The organism is Fibrobacter sp. UWB13 (assembly GCF_900177805.1).
Taxonomy (GTDB): domain Bacteria; phylum Fibrobacterota; class Fibrobacteria; order Fibrobacterales; family Fibrobacteraceae; genus Fibrobacter.
This window is the reverse complement of record NZ_FXAX01000006.1, coordinates 13,542-36,808: the sequence shown is the minus strand read 5'-3', so window position 1 is coordinate 36,808 and position 23,267 is coordinate 13,542. Positions and strand designations below refer to the sequence as shown.

Sequence of the window (23,267 nt, the reverse complement as noted above, 5' to 3'; positions counted from 1 at the left end):
GACTAATAGCTAAAGACCCTTAAGCAACAACCACCTAAAACCTACAACCTAACACCTAAAATCATGTTTACTAAGCAATGTGTTGTCACTCTTGACCTGGAAGGCGTTCTTGCACCAGAAATCTGGATTGCCGTCGCCGAAAAGACGGGCATCAAGGACCTCCGCCTCACCACTCGCGACATTCCCGACTACGATGTGCTCATGAAGGGCCGCATCAAGATTCTCGAACGCGAAAACATCAAGCTCTCTGACATCCAGAACGTTATCGCAAACCTCGGACTCCTCGATGGTGCCCGTGACTTTATGGACACGCTCCGCGACGAAGCTCAGGTGATCATTCTCTCGGATACATTCCAGGAATTCGCCTACCCCATCATGAAAAATCTCGGATTCCCGACAATTTTCTGCCACAATCTCGTGGTCGAAAACGACATGATCAAGGGTTATCACTTGCGCATGAGCGACCAGAAGACGAAGGTCGTAAAGCACTTGCAGGAACTCAACTTCAAGGTGTTTGCCTCGGGCGATTCCTTCAACGACACGGGCATGCTCAAGCAGGCCGACAAGGGCTGCTTCTTCTGCGCTCCGGATTCCATCGTGGCACAGTTCCCGCAGCTCGAAGCCACAAAGACCTACGCAGAACTTTTGGACAAATTCCATAAGTTCCAGGATTCGCTGTAAAAAAAAGCACAAAGTATACAAAAACCGTCGACACAATGTCGGCGGTTATTTTTTATAATCAGTCAACGGTCATTAGTCAATGGTCAATAGTCATTAGAAAAAACAACCAATAACTAATAACCAATGACTAACAACTAACGACTAATAATTATTTCAAGCTAGGTGTTTCCCAGTCGATCCATTCAGACTTTTTGAAGTTGATGGTTTGAGTATTCTTGGTGTAGTCAATCTTACCCGTCTTGGCATCCTTGCCGAGCAAGAACTTGTTCATAAAGTCCTTGACTTCGTCAAACTGCCCGTTCGGAAGCTGGCAGTGACCATGACCGCCTTCCTGGCTGTAGGTGTAATTTTCCGTTGCACCGAGAGCGTCATAAACTTCCTTAGAAGCTTGTCCGCAATAGTTCGACGGAACTTCGCCCAACCATTCCTGACCTGCATTGTCGAGAATGAGGAGCGCACGCGGAGCCACCATAGCCACCAACATGTGCTGGTCAAACGGGAGCGTATTTTCCTTGCCATCGTAGCTCTTGAAACTAGAAATCATCCACTTGCCTTCGGAACCAGCACTGCTCAAGCCCTGAACGAACTGCTTACCCTTCTGCTTGTTCACCTGAGCGCCCACACGCCAAAGCGATGCGCCACCGGAACCGGATTCCTGCGGAATCGTGAGGGCAATACGTTCATCGAATGCGCCCACGGCAAGCGTTCCCTTACCCCAGCGAGAGCAACCCGTCATGGCGAGATGCTTGACATCGATACCGGCTTCAGGCGTCTTTTCAAGAGCATCGATAATGCGGCTCACGCCCCAGGCCCACGCGATAATGGTGCCGTAGTTGTTCGTGTTACCACCATAGATGTTGAAGAACATACCGCCACCGCTTTCGGGAGCGACGTCATCCGGGTTAAACGTAATCTGAGCGATGTCAAGACCGTTCGTTGCGTTGCCGAGGCTTCCGCAACCGCCCATCATGCCACCGCCAAAACCGATCATCGCAGGCTTCGGCTTGTCCTTGGTACCGGCGTTGCTGATTTTCACGGAGAACGAACCAGATTTGCCCTTGTCGGTGACCTTAATGGTGAGCTTTCCGCCAGAATACGAGCCTTCGACTTTTTCAGGATTGCGCGGCTTTGTACCGAACATGAGCTTTTCGTACATGGCACCGATTTCTTCGCGACGGCATTTCCAATCAGCCTTGCTAGAAATACGCTTGCCATCAAGACCCATAAACGGGTCCGGCAGTTTTGCGTTGTTCACGCTTGAAGGGATATTGCCAATCTGGCATTCACTGCGATGGTCTTCAACAAATTCATTTACCGGAGTCGGAGGCGTTGATTCGCTAGAGCTAGAGACTTCCGGCTTTGCTGCAGACGAACTAGATTGATGATGTCCACGGCTAGAACTAGAGACAGCATCGCTGCTGCTTCCAGGCAAAGCATCGCTACTCGACGAAAGCTGAGGTCCAAGGACACTACTACTAGATGCACCGCTAGAAATAGCGACATCAGAACTACTCGTCGGAGATTGTGCATCTGCAGAAGAATCAGGTCCCTGACTGCCAGAACCGTCATCAGAACTTGATTCTACGCTATTTTCGGCGTACGAACTGGAGCTAGATTCTCCACCAGAAATAATTCCAGCGGATTGACCGACCTGTTCCAAGCATTCTTTTGTTGTACATTGCGCGGCAGAAGTCATAGCTTCATCGCCGCACGCCCATAAGCCAAAGGCAGCAACTGCCACTGGCATTACTTTCATCCACTTATTCATTGTATACCAACCCCAACAACAGCCGTGAATTCGGCGGAATTGTTGTCCTTTAAATTAATCTATTCTAAAAATTTTGGGCGAGGTGTAATAACTTTTTTGTTGTAACAGTTACAACGCACTCATTCAGATGCATCTACCCGCAAACTGGAAATTTTCAATTTTTCCTTTTTTCTAGTCAAGTCGATGCTTTTTTCGTCTTATTTTTGGCATATTTTCGAAAAAAAGCCGCATAAGTATCAAATTATTAGATAAATTGAGAATGATGGATCAGGCTAAATTTACAACTAACCAAGAGCACATTGTAAGTGTGCTCCTTAAGAAGAATCCCAAACTTGACGAAGGGATTCTCAGAAAAGCTATAGCCTTTATTGCCGATGCCCACGATGGTCAATACCGCAAGAGCGGCATGCCCTACACAGAACACCCTTACGAAGTGGCCAAGATTCTTGCAGACCTCAAGCAAGACCAGGCAACGGTACTCGCAGGCTTATTGCACGACGTGGTGGAAGACACCCCGCATACCCTCAGTGAAATTTCTGAACTTTTTGGCGAAGACACGGCGTTTATGGTCGATGCGGTGACAAAGATTACCGCAGTCCAAGAAGCAAGCAAGACGGCGCAAAAGGCAAGTACCTACCGTAAGCTCATTACGGCCATGGCCAAAGACCCGCGCGTCATCATGATTAAAATCGCAGACCGCATCCACAACATGCGCACCATGCGATACATGAAGCCCGAAAAGCGCAAGATTATCGCCCAGGAAACGCTCGACATTTACGTACCGCTCACCCATAGATTCGGTCTATACAAACTGAAAACCGAACTCGAAGACTTGAGCTTCAAGTACGTAAACCCGGACGAATACCAAAAGCTCGTCGACGCCCTTATCGAGAACAAGGAAAAGCGCGAAAACTACGTGCAATCCGTGATTGGCCCGCTCCAGATCAAGATGGCTCTCGAAGACTTCGACTGCACCATCCAGGGACGCACCAAGAACATATACAGCATCTATAACAAGATGATTGCCCGCGGTTGCGGGTTCGAAGACATCTTTGACATTTTCGCCATCCGCATTATCGTCGAAACGATTCCGGAATGCTACCTCGCTCTGGGTTACGTTCACAACCTCTGGACGCCGCTGCAAAGCCGCTTCAAGGACTACATCGCGACCCCGAAGCCTAACCTTTACCAGAGTATCCATACAACCGTCATCGGTCCCGAAAACAAGATGGTCGAAGTCCAGATCCGCACAAAGGACATGGACTTAACCGCCGAAAAGGGATTTGCCGCCCACTGGGCCTACAAGATGGAAACGCAGCACGAAGGTGAAGAACTCGCCTGGCTCGATCACATGGTCAAGCTGCAATCCGAAATCTCGGACTCCAAGGAATACCTCGACTTCTTGAAAGTGGACTTGAAGCCCGAAGGCATGACGGTGTTCACCCCGAAGGGAGCATCCGTTGAACTCCCCGAAGGCGCCATCGTTTTGGACTTTGCATTTGCAGTACACACGGAGCTCGGCCTGCACTGCATCGGAGCACGCATTAACGACAAGGTCGTGAGCCTCGATGAACCCGTGCCGCACGGTGCCACCATCCAGATTTTAAAGAGCCCGAACCAGGAACCGAGCCCGGAATGGCTTGAAATGGTCAAGACCATCAAGGCAAAGCAGGAGCTCCGCAAGTGGATGAAGACAAGCATCATCACGCAATCCCGCAGCCTCGGTAAAGAAATCTGGACTCGCGAACTGCGCCTCCTGAAAATTGAAAAGGACAAACGCCCGAAGGAAGAGGACATCCTCAAGAACTTCGGCATGACGAGCCTCAACGAATTTTTCGAGAAAATCGGCCAGGGCGAACTGCCGCTCCAGGACATCCACCGTTTCTTGAACGGCGGAAACGACATATCCAAGGAAACCGCAGCCATCCGCTTCTATCCGAAATTCGGAAAGGACATGGACAACACGCTCACCGACGAAATGCCGTTGATGATTGGCCAAGAAACCAGTCTTCTCATCCATTTCGCAAGCTGCTGCGGCCCTGTTCCGGGTGATAAGATTGTCGGCGTGATGCGCCCGCAAATCGGTATTGAAGTCCACAAGAGCGACTGCCCTTGCCTCAAGGACTTGCCGACCGACCAACGCCTCCCTGTCGACTGGAGCGCCGACGTTTCGAAGCCATTTACCACGCACCTCACGATTGAAACAGACAACCGCAGGAACTTGCCGTTAAGCATCCTGATGGTTCTGAAAGACGAGAACTTGTCGCTGGATAGAATGAGTATCGCCAGTGCCCAGTACACGGGACGCATCCGTATGGAATTCAAGGCGTTCCGCAAGGACCAGGTCGATGCCATTGTGGCCAAGATAAGGCAAGTCGAGGGCGTCAGAGGGGTTGAAAAAGCATGATATCTTCCCTACACCATTGCGACTACACACAAAAAAACCGTGCGTTCAACTGCCGCATGAGGAACCGTTATTACGAAGAAGTGTATTACGCGTTCCGTGCGCTGTTCCCGAACGAAATCGCCGAAGCCAAGGACTCTACACCCGAAGAGAACAATGCCTGGTACCAGCATTTGAGCAAGGACATCAAGCGTTACGAACGACTCCTGATGACATGCCTCGAATATGCGCAGGCTGCCATTTTCTACGGCAAGGCAGAAAATTCTTCGCTTTACTCTAAAGACAAACGCTGGGGTATTTTGCAAGAAGAAATTTTCCTCGTGCACTTTTTGCAGGAGCTTCTTTCGACGACGCGATACGTTATCGCAAGGATTGATACGGATAAAGTGTTGCAGCAATGGAGTGGGGAAATGCAGGGCATGAAATCAAGCCCTGTCGTTTACGGTTTCGTGAGTGATATTCAAGGCAAATTGAATACCATGAACGCAGGCACCATCGATGAATTTAAGGACTTGTTGAAACACGTTCTGGACCGCTTCCAGATTGGCAATACGCTATTCGGAACCGTCCAGGACTTGCAGAATTTCTACTAATGACCATTGACTAAAAACTAACGACTATGTCTGAATACATCATACTTTCAATATTCCTTTTTCTGGGCGCGTTTATCGCGGCGGCGGCAACCGTCACAGGCCTATTGCTAGGCTACCGCACCAAGAATACAAAGAACAAGATGGCACCGTACGAATGCGGTATGGAAACCATCGGCAACGCAAGAATTCAGTTCAAGGTGGGCTACTACCTGTTCGCCTTGCTCTTCCTCGTGTTTGATATCGAAGCGCTGTTCCTCTTCCCCGTCATGATGAACTTCAAGGAAATCATGGCTGGCCACACGGCGCTCCCGCCATCAGTCGTCGTTATCGACCTTATCATCTTCATTGCGATTCTCGTTTCAGGTCTCGCCTATGCCTGGAAGAAAGGAATTCTCAAATGGGAATAATCAATTTAGCTCCAAAGATTTTGGACCCGATTCCCGGTGGAAAGTACGTTGTAAACGCCATCGACTATGTTGTGAACTGGGCCCGTGCAAACTCCATTTGGCCTCTGACATACGGTACTAGCTGCTGCGCCATCGAAATGATGTCGAGTTCTATGGCTCGTTATGACATTGCCCGTTTTGGCTCTGAAGTGTTCCGCTCGTCCCCGCGACAGGCGGACTTGTTTATTTTGGCAGGTACGATTACCCGCCGCATGGCACCCGCCATCCAGATGCTTTGGGAACAAATTCCCGGTCCGAAATACGTCATCGCCATGGGCGCCTGCACGATTAGCGGTGGCCCGTTCATCTACGACAACTATTCTGTTGTTCGTGGCGCACAGAACTTGATTCCGGTCGATGTGTTCGTTCCCGGCTGCCCGCCGCGCCCCGAAGCACTCTTCCACGGACTTTTGACGCTCCGCGAAAAAATTCTCAAGGAAACATGCCGCAACCCGTGGCACGAAGGCGAACCGAAAGACGTTTCGACGATGGATCGCTATCGCGAAGCCGCAAAGACTTGGGCCGCTCTCGAAGAAATGAAAGACGAGCAGATGGCCGAAGCCCGCGCGAAGTTCAAGGAAGAAAATCCAGACTACAAGAGCGCCTTCAAGCCGATTCGCGTCAAGAAGCCGGATTTCCCGGAAGTGGAACGCGTACCCGCCAAGCGCTTTGGCATGACGCAGCTCGAGCTTTTCACAAAGCTCCGCGCCAAGTTCCCGAACGTGACCGTGCATACCCGCGGTGAAGACACTCCAGAAGATGTCGTCGCCAAGATGCCTGCGGATTGCCCGCTCGAAGTCATGCTCGAAAAGGAAGATTACCTGAACGTCGTTGAATTTGTCAAGAATGATCCTGAATTCAAGATGGATTACCTGATTGACGTGACCGCCATTGACTACGACGACCACTTCGACATGGTGACAATGCTCAGAAGCCTTGAAATCGGCCACAAGATTTTCCTTTGCGTGCAGCTCAAGAAAGACTTCTCGATTGACGAAGAAAAACGCCCAACATCGCTCCTCGCTAGCGTCCCAACAATCTCGCACCTCTACCCCGGTGCAGAAATCAAGGAACGCGAAGTTTACGACATGTTCGGCATCAAGTTTGAAAACCACCCCGACCTTCGCCGCATCTTCTTGGACAAGGACTTCGTGGGTTACCCGCTCCGTAAAGACTTTGCTCACCCGGAAATGATTAGGAGGCCTATATGAGTCATCAGTTACCTCCGGGATTTCGCCTCGAACGCAAATCGAATACTGAAGAATTTTTTATCAACATGGGTCCGCAGCACCCGAGTACTCACGGTGCTTTGCGACTCACGCTCCGCATGGACGGTGAGACCATTGTAGAAGTTGTCCCGCACTTTGGCTATATCCACCGCGGTATGGAAAAGCAAGCGGAATCGATGAGCTACTTGCAGTACATCGCGATGTCGGACCGTCAGGACTATTTGACCGCCATCCAGAACAACTTGGGCGTTGTCATTGCTCTTGAAAAGGGCATGAACGTGGGCGTTCCGCTCCGTGGCGAATACATCCGCGTGATGCTCCAGGAACTTGGCCGCATAGCCTCGCACTTGGTGTTCTACGGTTGCTTTGGCGGTGACCTTGGCGGACAGACTTGCCTTTTGTTCGGCTTCAAGGAACGTGAAATGATTCACGACATGCTTGAAGAAGTAACAGGTTCTCGCCTTACGACGAACTTCTTTAGACCGGGCGGAAGCCGCTATGACGTGCCGGATACGTTTATCCCACGCGTGAAAGCATTCCTCGACCACATGGAAGATACGATGAAGGACTACGAAAGATTCCTTTCGAAAAACATCATCGTGTTGGAACGCAGCATCGGCATTGGAGTTCTTTCCAAGGAAGATGCAATCGCTTACGGTTGCTCGGGTCCTGTGCTCCGCGCCAGCGGCGTGAACTTCGATGTGCGCCGTGCAAACCCGTATAGCATTTACGACCAGCTCGACTTTGACGTGCCCGTATTCCATAACGGCGACTGCTACGACCGCTACCAGATCCGCATTGCTGAAATTCATCAATCCATGAAGATTTTGCGCCAGTGCGTCGAAAAGTTCCCGACCGAAGGTCCGTGGCGTTCCAAAGAAAAGCCGGTGCGACTCCCCGTGGGCCGCTACTACAGCGAAATTGAAACAGCCAAGGGTCTTTACGCCACTTACGTTGTCGCCGCGACGACCGGTGAAAAGCCGTACCGCATCCACACACGCGGCCCGAGCTTCCCGCATATTGGAGCAATTAACAAGATGGCTCAAGGTCACAAGATTTCGGACCTCGTGACCATCATGGCAACCCTTGACCCCGTGATTCCGGAAATTGACAGGTAGTTTATGTTTGTACCTTCAGTAACACATCCTATTGGCGACTTTGTCCGTGAATGGGTTCCGCGCTTGGCAGAATACCTGCCCGCAAACATCCAGTCCGAAGACCTCAACAGCGTCGTCGCCTTCCTCATCAACGCTGTGATTTGCATTATCGCTGTTTGCGTGGTGAACATCGGCTCTGCCCCGATCCTCATTTACATGGAACGTAAGGTTTGCGCTCACGTGCAGTGCCGTTTGGGACCGATGCGTCTTGGCTGGCACGGAACGATCCAGACCATCGCGGACGTGATCAAAATGCTCTTCAAGGAAGTGTACGCTCCGAGTGGCGCTGACAAGCTCATGTTCTACTTGGCACCGCTCATCGTCTTGATTGCACCGTTCATCGTCTGCGCCTTGATTCCGTTCGACAAGAATCTCGTCGTGGCGGACGTCTCGATGGGCATCCCGCTCATCATCGCGGTGAACGGCTTTGGCGTGCTCGGCATTTTGCTTGGCGGCTGGAGCAGTAACAACAAGTATTCCTTGCTCGGTGCGCTCCGCAGTGGCGCCCAGATGATCAGCTACGAAATCTCGTTTGCAATGATTCTCCTGTTTGTCGTCATGATTTCTGGTTCTACGAACCTCATGAGCATTACGATGGGCCAGGAAGGAACCATTTTTGACTGGTGGATTTTCAAGATTCCAGTCCTCGGTTTCATCGCGTTCATCCTCTTCTTTATTTCTAGTACAGCCGAAATGAACCGCGCTCCCTTCGACATTGCCGAAGCAGAACAGGAACTCACCGGCGGTTACCACACGGAATACAATGGCACTCCGTTTGCCATGTTCTACCTCGCTGAATACATCGCCCTCATCACAAACTCCGCCCTTGCGACCACATGCTTCCTCGGTGGATTCTTCCCGCCGTGCATCGGCATCGCCGCGGTGGACAACGTCTTGAACATGGTACCCGGCGTCGTATGGTTCTTCGCCAAGATTTACTTTATGGTCTGGTGCTACATGATGGTCCGCTGGACGTTTGTGCGCCCGCGTGTCGACCAGCTCATGGACTTTGAATGGAAATTCCTTTTGCCGGTAAACCTAGTGTTGCTCGTCGCTGGCGCAGCCTTTATCGCAATTGGTGGTTAGTTTATGCAAGAAAAGATTTCAACATTACAATATATCAAGCGCTATTTAAAGCGTTGCATTACGGGTCCGTGGAGCCTTATTTGCGGATTGTCCGTGACGCTCAAATATTTTTTCAATCCTAAGCGCATCGTTACGGAACAGTACCCCGAAAACAGGAAGACGCTCAAGATGCACGACCGTTACCGCGGCCGCCTCGAGATGATCGAAGATGCAGACGGCAACAACCACTGCACCGCTTGCGGCATGTGCGAACGCGCCTGCCCGAACGCCTCCATCAACGTGCTTGCCACAAAGAACATTGCCGGCAAGAAGGTTCTCGGACGTTACGTGTACCACTTCGCCAGTTGCACCCAGTGTGGCCTCTGCGTAGAAGCCTGCCCGTTTGGAGCCATCCGCATGAGTCCCGCATTCGAAGTTGCGACAACCGACCCGAACGATCTCGAAATGATTTTAAATAAGAAGGAGGGACAAGGTTAATGTTCCCGGATTTGCCTTTATCATTCCCGATGGGAGGCATGGACATTGCGTTCTATGTCGTCGCATTCGTGATTTTAATGACGGCAGTTTGTTGCGTTGCCGTGAAAAACATCCTGCAGAGTGCCGTGTTCCTCATCTTTAGCTTTGTCACGACCGCCATCCTCTACATGCTCATGCATGCCGAATTCATTGCGCTTGCCCAGGTGATGGTTTACGTGGGCGGTGTCGTGATTTTCGTGGTGTTTACGATTCTCCTCACAAGCCATTTGGGAGAAGACGCTTTCACGACAAAGATTCCGCGAGTGTTCACCGCATTTGCGCTCTCCATCGCGTTTGTATTCGTGATGGTCAAATGCGTGCTGCCGACTCCGGACTTGGCAAGCGGCATCGTGAACTCCCCCGCCGACTATTCTTCACTCCAAAACTTCGCCTTGCGCTTGCTTGGTAACGATCCCAACGGATTCATCATCCCATTTGAAATCGTGAGCGTGCTCCTCTTGATGACGCTCATTTGCGCTATCACGGTCGCCCGCCGCACCAAGGAAGATGCCGAAGAGGAGGCTAGCAAATGAACCTTTTGAATTGCTTGATTCTCGCATTTTTGCTGTTCGGGATTGGCGTCTGGGGCCTGATGCGCCGTCGCCATCTCATTGGCATGCTCATTTCCATTGAGCTCATGCTGAATGCCGCAAACATCAACTTTATCAGTTTCGCCTACTTCACCGCACACGATGCGACTGCAGGCGCTCTGTTCAGTATCTTTGTCATTGCCGTGACGGCTTGCGAAATGGCCATCGCCCTTGCGATTATCGTGACCATGTACCGCCGCCATAAGAGTCTTGACGTTGACCAGTTGAGGGACCTCCATGATTGATGATATCACTCTCGGCTATTTGATCCTTCTGTTCCCGCTCATCACGTTCGTCGTGAACGGGCTTTTCCTCGGAAACAAGTGCGCAAAAGCCGCAGCGATTCTCGCTGTCATTTGCAACGGCCTTGCCTTTGCCGCCGCAGGCACACTCGCCTTCCACTACTTCAGCTCGGACTTTGCACCGCAAAAGGCAATTCTGTTCGACCATACGTTTATCCCGTTCGTCGGGAATTTGGTCGCAAGAATCGGTATGCTCGTAGATCCGCTCTCCGTGATGATGCTCGTGGTTGTCACGTTCATCAGCTTCATGGTGAATATCTACAGCATCGGCTACATGCGCGAAGACCGCGCCGCCGGGCGTTTCTTTGCACTGCTCTCGCTGTTCAGCTTTAGCATGCTCGGACTCGTCATCGCTACAAACCTTTTCCAGATGTTCATCTTCTGGGAACTCGTCGGCGTTTCGAGTTACTTGCTCATCGGTTTCTGGTACCACAAGCCAAGTGCCGTAAGCGCATCCAAGCAGGCGTTCATCCTCACCCGCTTTGCCGATAGCTTCTTCTTGCTCGGCATTGTGCTTGTGAGCTACGTCGTCGGAAGTTTCGACTTTTCGACGCTCAATTCGCTCAGCCTCATCGATTTCCAGAAGCAATTCATCAACCTCGGCCTTGTGACAATTCCAAAGTCCGAAGCACTCGTTCTCGGTTCCATCTTGATTTTCACCGGTGGCTGGGGCAAGTCCGCCATGTTCCCGATGCATATCTGGCTCCCGAACGCGATGGAAGGTCCTACACCCGTCAGCTCTATCATTCACAGTGCAACAATGGTCGTCGCAGGCGTTTACCTTGTCGCTCGACTCTTCCCGTTCTTTGCCATTTGCGATAACGCCCTCACGCTCATCATGTGGGTTGGCGCATTCACGATGGTATTCGCTGCCGTCATCGCTTGCACGCAAAAGGACATCAAGCGCATCCTCGCCTACTCCACGCTTTCGCAGCTCGGTTACATGATGTTTGCGCTTGGCGCTTGCAAGATTGGCCAGGTTGTCGCCGTTACCGGTTGGACCGCTTCGACATTCCACATCTTTACGCACGCGTTCTTCAAGTGCAGCTTGTTCCTTATCGCCGGTAGCTTAATCCATCAGGTCGGTACGAACGATCTCGATGCCATGGGCGGTCTCGGAAAGAAGATGAAGCTCACTTACGCCTGCACACTCATTTCGATTCTCGCGATTTCAGGCATTCCGCCGTTCTCCGGATTCTTCTCCAAGGACGAAATCATTCTCGCCGCATTCCAAGGGCACCATTACGTTGTCTTTGGGCTTGCACTCCTCACGAGCGGCCTCACGACGTTCTACATGTTCCGTCTGTTCTTCCTTGCATTCCATGGCGCTCCGCGTCACGAAGGCGTCAAGGCAGGCCATGTGCATGAAGATTTCGCGATGACACTCCCGATTGTAATCCTTGCGATTCCGGCTCTCTTGAGCGGTGTTTTAGGCAAGGGACTTTTCGAGAAGTTCTTTGAGCCGGGTGCATTGCATGTTCCGCAGTTGGTGAGATTCGATCATGCCGAATGGATTCCGTTTGTAGCTGTGGGCATTGCCGTTATCGCTCTCGTGATTGCCTGGGTGCTTTACGCAAGCCCCTGGGCTAAAGTCCAGCGCGCACTCGATGAATCCAATCGCAGTGGCATTTACAAAGTCGTTTATCACAAGTTCTACCTCGATGAAATGTACTACGCCGTCGTCCGCCAGTTCATCTTTGGCGGTATCGCACGTGTCGCCCGCGCATTCAACGATTACGTGATTGAAGGACTCCTCGCCTTTACGGTCTGGTTTGTCCACAAGCTCGGTGACTTGGTCCGTTTTGCCCAGGCCGGCTACCTGCCGTTCTACTTGGGTACTTTGATTGTTGGCGTTCTCCTTTGGCGATTCTTCGGCCAGCTTCCCCTGTAAGGCGCACCCATGAATACAATACTTTTTAACTCCATTTGGGTTCTCCCCCTCTTAACGGTTCTCGCCTGCGTACTGATCCCTGCCACGTACGAAAAGACGCTCCGAACCATCCACGTCACGTCGGCAACGATTGTCCTTGCAATTGTCTGCTACTTGACTTACGCCGTCTATGCCCTCTCGGGAACTCCGACGGATCCGGCAGCCGCACCACTTGCGCTCCGCTTCTTCACGGATATTCCGTGGCTTTCGATGTTCAATGCCCATTACATTGTCGGCGCTGACGGTCTCAACATGCTGTTGCTTGCGCTCACGGCGTTCATCGTCTGGGCTGGCGTGCTTGTAAGCCTCAAGATCAAAGGGAATCAAAAGATTTTCTTTGCGCTTATCCAGCTCTTGGCAACAAGCGTTTACGGCGTGTACATGAGCTTTGACTTGGTGCTTTTCTTCGTGTTCTACGAAATGGAAGCACTCTGCATGTACCTCATGATTGCCTGCTACGGCAGTGGCAAGCGCGACTACGGTGGTAAAAAGCTCACGTTGACGCTCGCGTTTGGCTCTTCGATGATTCTTGCAACGCTCTTCGGGCTTTACTTCGAAAGTGGCGCTACAAGCTGGAACCTCATTGAAATTGCAAAGACGACTCTCCCGATGGATTTCCAGATGTGGGCATTCCCGCTCATGTTCATGGGATTTGCCGTTTCGAGTTCGCTTTTCCCGTTCCACTTCTGGAGCCCGGATGGTCACTCCGCTGCACCGACTGCCGTTTCGATGCTCGCTGCCGGTGTGATGATGAAAATGGGTGCCTACGGATGCTTGCGTGTCGCCATGTTCCTCATGCCCGAAGCCGCCAAGATTTGGCTCCCGTACGTTGTAGCACTCCTCATCTTTAACGTGGTTCTCGGCCCGTTTATCGCCATCCGCCACAAAGACCTCAAGTACATCACCGCTTACAGTTCCATCAGCCACTTGGGCCTCATCTTCCTCGGACTTGCAGCCCTCACGCCGATTGGACTTCGCGGCGCTAGCCTCCAGATGATTTCGCACGGATTCTTGACAGGCCTCTTCTTCGCGACCATCGGCATGATTTACGAACGCACCCACACCCGCGATATCACGGAAATGGGTGGTATCATGCGCAAGATGCCATTCCTCGGCGTTGGCTTTGTGCTTGCCGGTTTCGCAGGGCTTGGCCTCCCGGGCTTTAGCGGATTCATTGCCGAAAGCACCATCTTCATTGGCGCGTTCCAGCAAGATTCCACGCTTACACGCATCGTGACGATTCTCGCCATTCTCTCCATCACGACGACCGCCGTCTACATTTTGCAAACCGCGAACCGTATGCTTCACGGCCCGCTCCCGCAGAAGTACGAAGGCCTCACGGATGGAAGCTTCCGCGAAAAGTTGGTCATTGTCGTTCTCGTTGCCTGCTTGTTGTTCATCGGTGTTTGCCCCGGCTGGATTTCTGAACTTCTGGACCAGAGCATAGCACCTATCTTTGAAAAGATTTCATCGGCAGGTTTATAGTAGGTTTAATTATGACAAATTTTGCAATTCCAAACTTCATTCTACCTGACGTTTTGCTGCTGATTTTCCCGTTCGTCGTGATTGGGATACGCCTTTTCGTGACTACGCAATCCAAAGTCCCGTGGCGCATGGCAAACATCGGCTTTATCGCCATTTTCTTCTTGCTGAACTTCATCCCGCTCGCGAGCGGCAACGGCAAGTTCTTTATCTGCAACTGGAAAGTGGACGACTTCGGCGTGCTCATGCGCGAAGTGCTCATGGTGAGCGCTCTGCTTGGCATGTGGCTTTCCAAGGACTACTTTGAACACGGCGCCGACAAGAAGCCACCTATGCACCAGATTGCCGAATTCATCGGCGCCATCGCATTTGCGACGTTCGGCGGCTTCACAGTCGTGAGCGCTTGCGACTTGCTCACGTTCTTCCTCGGCCTCGAAATCGCGACCATCCCGATGTACGCACTCGCCGCCTGGAACAAGCGCGACCAGTACGGTTCCGAAGCTGCTACCAAGTACATCTTGATGGGATCTGTCGCCACAGCATTTGAACTGTTTGGCTTCAGCTACCTCTACGGTTTCTCCGGAAGCCTCCACTTTAACGAGATTCAAGCCGCCGTCGCAAGCGGTTCTAGCCCGCTCTTGTGGATTGCCGTGCTGTTCCTCTTCTGCGGAATCGGATTCAAGCTCACGCTGTTCCCGTTCTACACCTGGGCTCCGGACGTTTACGAAGGCGCTCCGACGCCGGTAACCGCCGTGCTTTCCGTGACCTCGAAGGCAACCGCCATTGCGTTCCTCGTCGTGCTCGTCTATGGCCCGCTCTCCCCGATCCAAGACAAGATGGCTCCGCTCATTGCGCTCCTCGCAGGCGTCACGCTCTTTGTCGGTAACCTCGGCGCACTCAAGCAAAGCCGCCTCCGCCGCTTCATGGCTTACAGCTCTATCGCTCAGGCAGGCTACATCATGGTCGCCTTGCTCGGCCCTGCAACAACCGCAAAGACGGCAATCATCTATTACCTCTTTGTCTATGCCGTTTCGAACTACCTCGCATTCTTCGTGTTCGGCATCATCGGGCATCACCGCGAAGAAACATTCCAGTCGCTCCGCGGACTTTCAAAGCAGAACCCGAGCCTCGCCATCGCCCTTGCTATTTCGATGTTCAGCTTGGCAGGCATCCCGCCTCTCGCCGGTTTCTTTGGCAAGTTCCACCTGTTCTTCAGCGGCGCTTCGACAGGCCATTACACGCTCGTGGCATTCGCCGTCTTGAACAACGTCATTGCGCTCTTCTACTACTTGCAGCTCATCAAGGCTGCCTGGGTCGATGAACCTGACGGACATTTGAATCCGCTTCGCCTCACCAAGCGCCAGCGCGAAGTCATCATTTTGCTGAGCATCGCGGTAATCCTCCTCGGCTTTGTACCGTTCCTGAGCAACAACATCTTTGCCGGGTTTATGAATTAAGCAAGCTGAAAAGCATGGATTCTCCTAACGGAGAATGACAAAAATTTCGCCCCCGACTTAGTCGGAGGCGTTTTTCGTTAAGATGTTTTTTACAGCCTTCAGCAAATAAATACAAACTAAAGTTCGTTCCAGATGTCGTTCGGGAGTTTGCCAATGTCGCGGAAATCAAGCTTGCCGCTTGTAGCAGAATTCATGCTCACAAGGCGTGCCAAAGGCTTGCCAGCGCGCTCAATGACGATTTCTTCGTCCTTGATGGCGACTTGGTTCAAGAGCGTCCCAAAATTCTGACGCATATCCATTGCAGAAACTACTTTCGACACGGGGAGTCCTTTTTCTTACAACCAATTTAATTATTATTATAGTTAACGTCAAAATGTTTGAAAGGAGATGCCCGCCTTCGCGGGCATGACAATGCAAAAGGTGACCCCGGAATAAATCCGGGGTGACATCAAAAAATGGATCAAGAAGTTCGCACATATTCGGTCACGCAGTACATGCGTTCGCTCAAGAACACCGTAGAATCGACACCTGCGGTTTGGGTACATGGGGTCATTTCGCAAATTGCGGAAAAGCCGTCGGGCGTTTACCTGAGCATTGCGGACTTTGCCGATGGCGACGTGAAGCCGAAAGCAACGCTTGCCCTTTATTGCTACACCGCCAAGTACGATGCGATTCTCGCCAAGATTTCAAGCCTTTCGCAACCGTTTACACTCAAGCACGATTTGAAAGTCAACTTTCTCGTGCGTGCGGAATTGTACATCCCGTACGGAAAGCTGCAAGCACAAATCCTAGACATCGATCCGGTTTATACAATTGGCGAACTCGCTCTCACCAAGAGCGCCATTTTGAAGCGCCTTGCGATGGAGGGCTTGCTCGAAAAGAACAAGCAGCTCGAACTTGCCGACGTGCCGCTCCGCGTGGGACTCATCACCGGTGAAAACACGGCTGCGTACAAGGACTTCACCACGAGACTTGAAGCCTCGCCGTTTGCATTCGAGGTCACGACCGTCTATGCGCGAATGCAAGGGAACGAAACCGAAGACAGCATCATCGCTGCACTGGAACAGCTCCAAAGCGATTCAAATTTAGACGTTGTCTGCATTGTGCGCGGTGGCGGTGCCAAGACGGACTTAAACTTCTTTGATAGCGAAGCGCTTTGCCGCGCGGTCGCGAACTACCCCACCCCAGTCTTTACGGGAATCGGTCACGAAATCGACCGTTGCCTTTTGGACGAAGTCGCCTACCTCTCGTGCATCACGCCTACAGACTGCGCGAAGCGTCTCGTGGAACGCGTCACGGATAGCTGGAACCGCATGACAAATGCAATGGCAAGCATTGCCGATGGAGCCCGCGACCTCCTCACCGAAAACAACAAGCAGCTCGGCACAATGGGAAACCAGCTCCAGCAAAAAGTTTTCGGGCTCATCCAGAACGAAAAATCAAAACACGTGCTCATCGCCGCCTCCATAAAAAAAGACACCGCATTTTATATAAAGTCTGAGCACGAACGACTTGACCGCAACCAAGAAGGTTTAAAGCAGGGATCCCGCAAGATTCTTGACCTCGCGAAATCGCAGTTCGAGCTCGTCACCGAGAAGGTCAAAAACGCAGACCCCAAGACGACACTTGCCAAGGGCTACTCGCTCACGCTTGACGAAAACGGGAAATTTATTCGCAAGGCAAGCCAGCTCAAAAGCGGCGACACCATCAAGACACGCCTCGCCGATGGCGATATTCTGTCCGTGGTACAATAACTAGATCCTTCGACTTCGTGCTGCGCACTCCGCTCAGGATGACAAGCTCCGCACAGTCCCTAGCCAAATACCGGCAGGCACTCGATTTTCTTGAAGCGGTGCGTCACGGAGTCCAACTCAAAATAGCGCACACAATCGCCTAACGCAAGCATCACGTAGTTCGGCGTCAAGATTTGCAAATACTTGTTCAATTGCTGTTGCAACACTGGCCACGTGTATTCACCCGGAGCCTTGCACTCCACCAAGAGCCACGGCTTATTCAGAGGCGCCCCCGCCCTAAAATTATGCACCAAGATATCCACGCGGTCCGCCGTCTTTACATCAATCGACGAAAGCGGAAATTCCACCGCAATCAAATGCTCCGGCACCTTCACCACATCGAGCAAATAGCGCACCGTCGCCTGGCGGACATGCTCTTCGGGCGTTGCGGGGACTTCTTTTTTGCGAATCGGGTCAAATAGCGTTTCGTGGGTCATTGGCGAGAATATAAAAAAACGTGAGGAAAATCACCCCATTTCAAGGCGAAATTACAAAAAAAGTTAAACAAGTCAACCCAACTTGCGTGTTTCATATTATCTTTATAATGACTTTTTATTTACAAAAAGCCTACGAAGGAGCAAATATGGATTTACAGGAATATGTCAATCAGTTCGATTCGATGACCTGCATCATGTCCGTCGAAAAAAAGCCGAACGGCTACGGCAAGATGCGTATCGAAGTCGGGAACAAGGCATATATCGATTCCTTCGAAAAAAATAGTGACAATCTTATCGACATGCCGTATGGCAAGAGGTTCGTCCCGGGTCAAGAATACACTGCGTATATTCCCAAAGACTTGAACTTCGAACATTTTATCTACAACAGCGCCGTCCTCAAAAAGCCGATGCACGCCTACATCCACCCAGATCGGTTTGATGTCTGGTTCAATATCTTCAGCCTGCCCCTCGATTTTGAAGACCCGTTCAAGTGCTACTGCACCTACACGCAAGAACTGTCGACCGAAATGAACACGGATTCCTTGCAAAGCCTTTCGGCAAAGACAACTGCCGATGTGCTCAAGACCTGCATCAAGCTCCGCAGCACCAAGAACTTCCTCAAGACCATGGACGAGGTAATGGCCGATATCCGCAACATCTGCAAAGCCAATTACTGCTGCATCATGTTGACGGACTTCAAGGCACGTAAATGCTCCTTGCTCAGCGAAAATGCCGCCCCCGAAATCGGCAGGCACACGCTTGCAGACTTTTTAAACGATGAATTTATCGACTACGCCAAGTCCTGGCTAGACATCATCAACGGGAGCACTTGCTTGCTCGTCAAGAACGAACAAGACAAGGAAGATATCAAGGCCCGTCACCCGGCTTGGTATAATTCCATGCGGTCTGCCAACATCGAAAGGCTTGCGCTGTTCCCGCTCAAGTACAACGATGACATCATCGGATTCATCTGGGCAACCAACTTTGCTCTCGAAGAAACGGACCACATCAAGGAAACGCTCGAACTTTCGACGTACTTTATCGCATCGGAAATAGCCAACTACCAGCTGCTGCAAAAACTCGAAAAGCTGAGTTCTACGGACCTCTTGACCGGAGTCAAGAACCGCAACGCAATGAACAACCGCATTCTCAAGATATTATCCGGCCGCGAAAGAGTTCCAAACAGCTATGGGATTGTCTTTGCCGACTTGAACAACCTCAAATACGTCAACGACAGCGAAGGCCACGGTGCAGGCGACCAGTTGCTAAAAGACGGTGCAGAAATTCTCAAGTCGACTTTCGAAAATTCAGAGATTTACCGCGCCGGTGGCGACGAGTTCCTGATTATCGACATGGAAAACACCAAAGAAACTCTAAGCCACAAAGTTGAGACGCTCCGAAAGAAATCGGACGACCCGAACAAAATCAGTTTTGCCGTCGGATTCTATTACGAAGAAAATGGTGGCGACATCCGAAAAGCCATGCGCGAAGCCGACGCCAATATGTACAACGATAAAAAAGCTTTTTATGAAAGGCACCCTGAGTGCAGGAATCGTTAAATGATGGATTTGCAGAAATTTGTAGATAACTTCCACACGATGACAAGCATCTTGTCGGTCGAAAAGCGCGATGATGACAGAATCGGCACCATCCGCATCGAGGCCGCAAATGACCTGTATATCCGCGCCATGGAAAAGGTCGACAAAGATGGCAACGTCGTCTTTAAGGAAAAGTTTGTCCCAGGCAGTAGCTACGAACGCTACATGAAGAAGGAACTCAACTTCGAGAACTTCTGCTACGAATGTGCCATCAAAAAGAAACCTGTACACGCCTACATCCGCCCCGAGCGCTACACCTTCTGCATCAACCTGTACATGATGCCGCTCGCTATTGACGACCCGAAAAAGGCGTATTGTAGCTACTCCCAGGAAATTACGTTCGAAGAAAATGTCGACGCGATGTCGAACATTTCGGCTAAGACTTCATCCAACGTATTGCAGACTTGTATCAAGTTGCGCAGTACTAAAAACTTGCAAAAGACCATGGACGAAGTCATCGAGGACATCCGCAAAATCTGTGATGCAAGCTATTGCTGCGTGATGCTGACGGACTTCAATGACAACACGTGGTCCGTATTTAGCGATGCCTTAAAGCCGGATTCCGGGATCCGTTCCATTCGTGAACTCAAATCCGAAAACTTTGTCGATTACGCAAGGTCCTGGATAAAGACACTGAACGGAAGCAATTGCCTGATGATCAAGAACAAGGACGACCTCGAAGTCATCCATCAGGAAAACCCGGCATGGTACAATTCGCTTGTAGCCGCTAACGTCCGTAGCCTTGTCCTCTTGCCACTCGAATACAACGGCCTTACTCTAGGCTTTTTCTGGGCCACGAATTTCGACACGTCGAACACGCTCTACATACGTGAAACACTTGAGCTTTCGGCATTCTTTGTCGCCTCGGAAATTGCGAACTACCAGCTTTTGAACCAGCTAGAACTACTCAGCAGCATGGACCTTTTAACTTGCGTCAAGAACCGCAATTCCATGAACAATCGCGTAACACAGTTTCTGAATGGCGAAGTGCAGTACAAGTCGCTCGGCATTATTTTTGCAGACCTGAACGGCCTCAAGCCCGTCAATGACAACAAAGGTCACGATGCAGGCGACAAGCTTTTAAAAGACGCGTCTCAGCTTTTAAAATTCACGTTCGACGGTTGCGAATTCTACCGCGCAGGTGGCGACGAGTTCTTGATTATCGCCCTCGACAAGCCGAAAGAAGAGCTCGAAGCCAAAGTCAAAGCACTCCGCGAAAAATCGATGATTCCAGGCAAGGTCAGTTTTGCAGTCGGGTTCTACTACGATGCAAACGGTGGAGATATCCGCATTGCGATGCACGAAGCCGACGCCCGCATGTACGAAGACAAAAAACGGTACTACGACCGGTTCCCTGCCAACAGACGGCGACTGTAAAAATCACCTTTTTTCCAAAGCCTTCGCACAAGCAAGCTGTATAGCCATAGTCACATCCACGGGGCATTCCACAATTTCTACAAAATAAGGTTTTGCAGCCCGTTTTGCGGAATACTGACCTACGAATAAGGGAGTGTCGTAAAAATTTAATTGGGCACAATACCGTATATTACCGCTTTTCGCATTAGATGTCCAGAAAAATGCAAAAGCTTCTATCGCAGATGGAATCGTATCACCTATTGCTTTTGTTTCAAACGCTCCCAATTGATTATTGTCAAAAAGCCATTGACTATTCTTGAATTCTAGCGTATCGGGAATGTGAAAACCATCTGGACACAAAACTTCATCTTCATTCCAGCTCAAAACAGGGTGCATCCGATACCAATACGCTAGTGAGTGCCACGTAGCAGAATCAACAAGGTTCATCAAAAATTCAGCAGATGATAAATCCATCACTCTATCCGCATAAAAACCACCCGAAAAATTGACTGAACCTATTTGGTTCACTACCTCAGAAGAACACAAGCTATCATAAGCAATGCTGTAAGTTTTATTTTCTGCTGCTAAGATTCTACTTTCCTTAAGGCACCAATCCAATGGATTTGCTGAACTCGAACTCATTACCGAACTACTACTAGAACGGGGGCCTATTTTACGCCATGCACGACCATCGCATTTAAAAAGAGAATCCTTGTAATAGCTTCCTTTTACGTTATTAAAAACAACACTATCTCTACGTGTTGAATCACAATAAGGAAAGCCATAGGCAGTCCAATAATGCGAATCGCGGAAAAGGATGTCCATCTGTCCACTGAACAAGGCGTTATCCACCATTTCAACCGTATCCAAAGCAGATACTTTTTTGTTTTTAGTCAAGACTCGATCAAAGTCCTTGGCTATCGCTTCAACATTATCAGGAAAATCAGGATCAGATAAATAATAGCCTCCATACAAATAAGGATATTCCTTTATCCAAGCTAGGTGTTTCTCTTGACTTTCGATATCAAGTGCACTGCTAAACGAAAAGAATTCTAGCAAGTCACGATTAGCAATTCGAATCGCTGTGTACAACGGAAATTTTTCCTTTTTCACAAGCGATTCTATCCTGTATTTTCGCAAGGATTGAATTAAATAAAATGTCGGATACATTTCCCACGCAATATCGACATAATCCACAAACGTTGCAGAATCACCATTAGGCAAAACGCAGGTATAAGAAACTTTTAAATACGAAGACTCGTAGTTTTGTTCTGCAACTTCAAACGACCAACCATCCTTTTTATACCATTGGCGAAATCCACCTATAGCGCGAGATTCCACAGAGCGAATCTTTTTCAGGGAATCATCAAGAACATCGACAGAAGCAGCAACCAAAACTATAGAAGAATCCAAATCTACACCTATGCGCAATTCTCGATTTTCCAAAGAATAAGGATCATTATTCGAAGGCACAACATATACAGTATCAACACTATCGCAGCCCACCAAAGATAAGACCATCACAAGCAACAGAACAAACGAGCAAAGCCATTTCATCATATCAACCCCACACAGAATAATCAGTAACTCGATGACATTTTGTGGAAGTGCAGTCAATGTAGCCGTCTTTAATGTTCCAGTTTATCTTGATATCTTCACCATTGATGACCAAGTTAAAACTCAGTTTTTTATAAACTGTGCAATCGCCATCCGTCGAATATTCAAAATCGCCGCCATCCGTAATGGAAAACTGACTTTTATCAAAAGCGCGGACAAAACGATAGTCACGATCATGCACCACAATGCGACTCGTATTTTTGCAAGTAAAATTATCACACCCGTGAAGTTCTATGATAAGGTGAGATACTGTATCGGCTTCAACAAAATTATAATCACAGTCATTGTCAGGGGTACAAGCAAATAAATTAAAACGAAGAACAATTCCTTTAACGCCTTTATGGTCAGAGCTGTTATTATACCAATACATATCATACACAAATTTATTGTCATCATAGCCTTTCGAGGGTTTCGTTTTTTCGACCTCGGACGTCGACCACTTATTCTTGGCGGCATACTCATTTTTTAGGGAATCCATGAGTGCAATGGATGTTTCGGAAAAAGTATAGGCAACCAAATCTTCTTTTTCTTCATGATCACCGCAATAAAAGCAACCATTCAAAAGAAGCGTTGCCCAAAGCAAAACAAAAAATGTAAAACGCATTTTCTCTTTCATACATGCTAATATACAAATTTACAACAAATTTTTCTCTTGACATTCGTAAGCCCCAGAACTATATTTTGGCACATGAATATCTTTGGACAGAACACCATCGCAGCGAAAGCGATTGCAGCAAGCCCGGCAGCAGCCCGAGCTATTATGGGGCTGTCCAAAGAAACTGAGATCTGAAAAGCATCGCGCTAAAATCCAGACAAAACGTTTCA

Annotated in this window: 21 protein-coding genes; 16 read left to right on the top strand and 5 right to left on the bottom strand. The window is 50.0% G+C overall.

Annotated elements, in window-relative coordinates; all coding sequences use genetic code 11:
- The first annotated feature begins 63 nt into the window (after positions 1-63).
- Complete coding sequence (thrH, locus tag B9Y77_RS15245) at positions 64-681, top strand: bifunctional phosphoserine phosphatase/homoserine phosphotransferase ThrH (RefSeq protein WP_014546980.1); 618 nt, start codon at positions 64-66, stop codon at positions 679-681.
- 148 nt (positions 682-829) lie between these two features.
- Here thrH and B9Y77_RS15240 read toward each other — a convergent pair whose 3' ends face one another.
- Positions 830-2,449: a glucuronyl esterase domain-containing protein gene (locus B9Y77_RS15240; RefSeq protein ID WP_085492271.1), complete on the bottom strand. Its 1,620-nt coding sequence runs from the start codon at positions 2,447-2,449 to the stop codon at positions 830-832.
- Between the two features lie 307 nt (positions 2,450-2,756).
- On the opposite strand from B9Y77_RS15240, the gene B9Y77_RS15235 reads away from it, so the two are divergent.
- Genes B9Y77_RS15235 through B9Y77_RS15180 form a run of 12 tightly spaced genes read left to right on the top strand, consistent with a single transcriptional unit; the run spans position 2,757 to position 15,641 of the window.
- Entirely contained in the window at positions 2,757-4,856 is a 2,100-nt protein-coding gene (locus B9Y77_RS15235) for a RelA/SpoT family protein (protein WP_254900074.1), read from the top strand.
- Positions 4,853-5,446 (top strand): hypothetical protein, encoded by a 594-nt coding sequence (locus B9Y77_RS15230; protein WP_072827343.1) that lies wholly within the window; start codon positions 4,853-4,855, stop codon positions 5,444-5,446. The genes B9Y77_RS15235 and B9Y77_RS15230 overlap by 4 nt, the downstream gene beginning before the upstream one ends.
- A 26-nt stretch (positions 5,447-5,472) precedes the next feature.
- Positions 5,473-5,853, top strand: coding sequence for an NADH-quinone oxidoreductase subunit A (locus B9Y77_RS15225; protein WP_014546976.1), 381 nt, complete (start codon positions 5,473-5,475; stop codon positions 5,851-5,853).
- The gene (gene nuoB / locus B9Y77_RS15220) at positions 5,844-7,103 is read left to right on the top strand and encodes an NADH-quinone oxidoreductase subunit NuoB (protein ID WP_085492270.1); all 1,260 of its coding nucleotides are present in this window, start codon (positions 5,844-5,846) and stop codon (positions 7,101-7,103) included. The genes B9Y77_RS15225 and nuoB overlap by 10 nt, the downstream gene beginning before the upstream one ends.
- A complete protein-coding gene (locus tag B9Y77_RS15215) occupies positions 7,100-8,239 on the top strand; it encodes an NADH-quinone oxidoreductase subunit D (RefSeq protein ID WP_085492269.1) in 1,140 nt (379 codons plus the stop codon). The genes nuoB and B9Y77_RS15215 overlap by 4 nt, the downstream gene beginning before the upstream one ends.
- Before the next feature lie 3 nt (positions 8,240-8,242).
- On the top strand, positions 8,243-9,364 hold the full coding sequence (locus B9Y77_RS15210) for a complex I subunit 1/NuoH family protein (protein WP_085492268.1): 1,122 nt from the start codon (positions 8,243-8,245) through the stop codon (positions 9,362-9,364).
- Positions 9,365-9,367: 3 nt separating this feature from the next.
- Positions 9,368-9,841 (top strand): NuoI/complex I 23 kDa subunit family protein, encoded by a 474-nt coding sequence (locus B9Y77_RS15205; RefSeq protein WP_014546973.1) that lies wholly within the window; start codon positions 9,368-9,370, stop codon positions 9,839-9,841.
- On the top strand, positions 9,841-10,413 hold the full coding sequence (locus B9Y77_RS15200) for an NADH-quinone oxidoreductase subunit J family protein (protein WP_085492267.1): 573 nt from the start codon (positions 9,841-9,843) through the stop codon (positions 10,411-10,413). Before B9Y77_RS15205 ends, B9Y77_RS15200 begins: the two co-directional genes overlap by 1 nt.
- Entirely contained in the window at positions 10,410-10,715 is a 306-nt protein-coding gene (gene nuoK, locus B9Y77_RS15195) for an NADH-quinone oxidoreductase subunit NuoK (RefSeq protein ID WP_014546971.1), read from the top strand. Before B9Y77_RS15200 ends, nuoK begins: the two co-directional genes overlap by 4 nt.
- Positions 10,708-12,663 (top strand): NADH-quinone oxidoreductase subunit L, encoded by a 1,956-nt coding sequence (nuoL, locus tag B9Y77_RS15190; protein WP_085492266.1) that lies wholly within the window; start codon positions 10,708-10,710, stop codon positions 12,661-12,663. Before nuoK ends, nuoL begins: the two co-directional genes overlap by 8 nt.
- Positions 12,664-12,672: 9 nt before the next feature.
- The gene (locus tag B9Y77_RS15185; protein WP_085492265.1) at positions 12,673-14,187 is read left to right on the top strand and encodes a complex I subunit 4 family protein; all 1,515 of its coding nucleotides are present in this window, start codon (positions 12,673-12,675) and stop codon (positions 14,185-14,187) included.
- A gap of 11 nt (positions 14,188-14,198) precedes the next feature.
- Positions 14,199-15,641, top strand: coding sequence for an NADH-quinone oxidoreductase subunit N (locus B9Y77_RS15180; protein ID WP_085492264.1), 1,443 nt, complete (start codon positions 14,199-14,201; stop codon positions 15,639-15,641).
- Positions 15,642-15,757: 116 nt separating this feature from the next.
- Here the strand turns inward: B9Y77_RS15180 and B9Y77_RS15175 are convergent, their stop codons facing one another.
- Positions 15,758-15,961: a type II toxin-antitoxin system Phd/YefM family antitoxin gene (locus B9Y77_RS15175; RefSeq protein ID WP_014546967.1), complete on the bottom strand. Its 204-nt coding sequence runs from the start codon at positions 15,959-15,961 to the stop codon at positions 15,758-15,760.
- A gap of 135 nt (positions 15,962-16,096) precedes the next feature.
- Here B9Y77_RS15175 and xseA point away from each other — a divergent pair, with 135 nt between their 5' ends.
- On the top strand, positions 16,097-17,395 hold the full coding sequence (gene xseA / locus B9Y77_RS15170; RefSeq protein ID WP_085492263.1) for an exodeoxyribonuclease VII large subunit: 1,299 nt from the start codon (positions 16,097-16,099) through the stop codon (positions 17,393-17,395).
- Positions 17,396-17,454: 59 nt separating this feature from the next.
- On the opposite strand, the gene B9Y77_RS15165 is transcribed toward xseA, so the two are convergent.
- Positions 17,455-17,871: a type I restriction enzyme HsdR N-terminal domain-containing protein gene (locus B9Y77_RS15165; protein ID WP_085492262.1), complete on the bottom strand. Its 417-nt coding sequence runs from the start codon at positions 17,869-17,871 to the stop codon at positions 17,455-17,457.
- A gap of 146 nt (positions 17,872-18,017) precedes the next feature.
- Here B9Y77_RS15165 and B9Y77_RS15160 point away from each other — a divergent pair, with 146 nt between their 5' ends.
- Positions 18,018-19,430, top strand: a complete 1,413-nt coding sequence (locus B9Y77_RS15160) for a GGDEF domain-containing protein (RefSeq protein WP_085492261.1) — start codon at positions 18,018-18,020, stop codon at positions 19,428-19,430.
- Positions 19,431-20,846 carry a sensor domain-containing diguanylate cyclase gene (locus B9Y77_RS15155; protein ID WP_085492260.1) on the top strand — a complete coding sequence of 472 codons (1,416 nt, stop codon included), beginning with the start codon at positions 19,431-19,433 and terminating at the stop codon, positions 20,844-20,846.
- Positions 20,847-20,849: 3 nt separating this feature from the next.
- On the opposite strand, the gene B9Y77_RS15150 is transcribed toward B9Y77_RS15155, so the two are convergent.
- Both B9Y77_RS15150 and B9Y77_RS15145 read right to left on the bottom strand, forming a co-directional pair.
- Entirely contained in the window at positions 20,850-22,385 is a 1,536-nt protein-coding gene (locus tag B9Y77_RS15150; RefSeq protein WP_085492259.1) for a hypothetical protein, read from the bottom strand.
- A gap of 1 nt (position 22,386) precedes the next feature.
- Positions 22,387-23,058, bottom strand: a complete 672-nt coding sequence (locus B9Y77_RS15145) for a hypothetical protein (protein ID WP_139829339.1) — start codon at positions 23,056-23,058, stop codon at positions 22,387-22,389.
- Positions 23,059-23,267 lie beyond the last annotated feature (209 nt).

Bases quoted from the DNA above. Each gene is read 5' to 3' on its own strand.
- B9Y77_RS15145 (WP_139829339.1), bottom strand. From the start codon at position 23,058: ATGAAAGAGAAAATGCGTTTTACATTTTTTGTTTTGCTTTGGGCAACG.
- thrH (WP_014546980.1), top strand. From the start codon at position 64: ATGTTTACTAAGCAATGTGTTGTCACTCTTGACCTGGAAGGCGTTCTT.
- B9Y77_RS15205 (WP_014546973.1), top strand. From the start codon at position 9,368: ATGCAAGAAAAGATTTCAACATTACAATATATCAAGCGCTATTTAAAG.
- B9Y77_RS15200 (WP_085492267.1), top strand. From the start codon at position 9,841: ATGTTCCCGGATTTGCCTTTATCATTCCCGATGGGAGGCATGGACATT.
- B9Y77_RS15160 (WP_085492261.1), top strand. From the start codon at position 18,018: ATGGATTTACAGGAATATGTCAATCAGTTCGATTCGATGACCTGCATC.
- B9Y77_RS15240 (WP_085492271.1), bottom strand. From the start codon at position 2,449: ATGAATAAGTGGATGAAAGTAATGCCAGTGGCAGTTGCTGCCTTTGGC.
- xseA (WP_085492263.1), top strand. From the start codon at position 16,097: ATGGATCAAGAAGTTCGCACATATTCGGTCACGCAGTACATGCGTTCG.
- B9Y77_RS15215 (WP_085492269.1), top strand. From the start codon at position 7,100: ATGAGTCATCAGTTACCTCCGGGATTTCGCCTCGAACGCAAATCGAAT.
- B9Y77_RS15185 (WP_085492265.1), top strand. From the start codon at position 12,673: ATGAATACAATACTTTTTAACTCCATTTGGGTTCTCCCCCTCTTAACG.
- B9Y77_RS15180 (WP_085492264.1), top strand. From the start codon at position 14,199: ATGACAAATTTTGCAATTCCAAACTTCATTCTACCTGACGTTTTGCTG.
- B9Y77_RS15225 (WP_014546976.1), top strand. From the start codon at position 5,473: ATGTCTGAATACATCATACTTTCAATATTCCTTTTTCTGGGCGCGTTT.
- B9Y77_RS15150 (WP_085492259.1), bottom strand. From the start codon at position 22,385: ATGATGAAATGGCTTTGCTCGTTTGTTCTGTTGCTTGTGATGGTCTTA.
- B9Y77_RS15165 (WP_085492262.1), bottom strand. From the start codon at position 17,871: ATGACCCACGAAACGCTATTTGACCCGATTCGCAAAAAAGAAGTCCCC.
- B9Y77_RS15210 (WP_085492268.1), top strand. From the start codon at position 8,243: ATGTTTGTACCTTCAGTAACACATCCTATTGGCGACTTTGTCCGTGAA.
- B9Y77_RS15230 (WP_072827343.1), top strand. From the start codon at position 4,853: ATGATATCTTCCCTACACCATTGCGACTACACACAAAAAAACCGTGCG.
- nuoB (WP_085492270.1), top strand. From the start codon at position 5,844: ATGGGAATAATCAATTTAGCTCCAAAGATTTTGGACCCGATTCCCGGT.
- nuoL (WP_085492266.1), top strand. From the start codon at position 10,708: ATGATTGATGATATCACTCTCGGCTATTTGATCCTTCTGTTCCCGCTC.
- B9Y77_RS15155 (WP_085492260.1), top strand. From the start codon at position 19,431: ATGATGGATTTGCAGAAATTTGTAGATAACTTCCACACGATGACAAGC.
- nuoK (WP_014546971.1), top strand. From the start codon at position 10,410: ATGAACCTTTTGAATTGCTTGATTCTCGCATTTTTGCTGTTCGGGATT.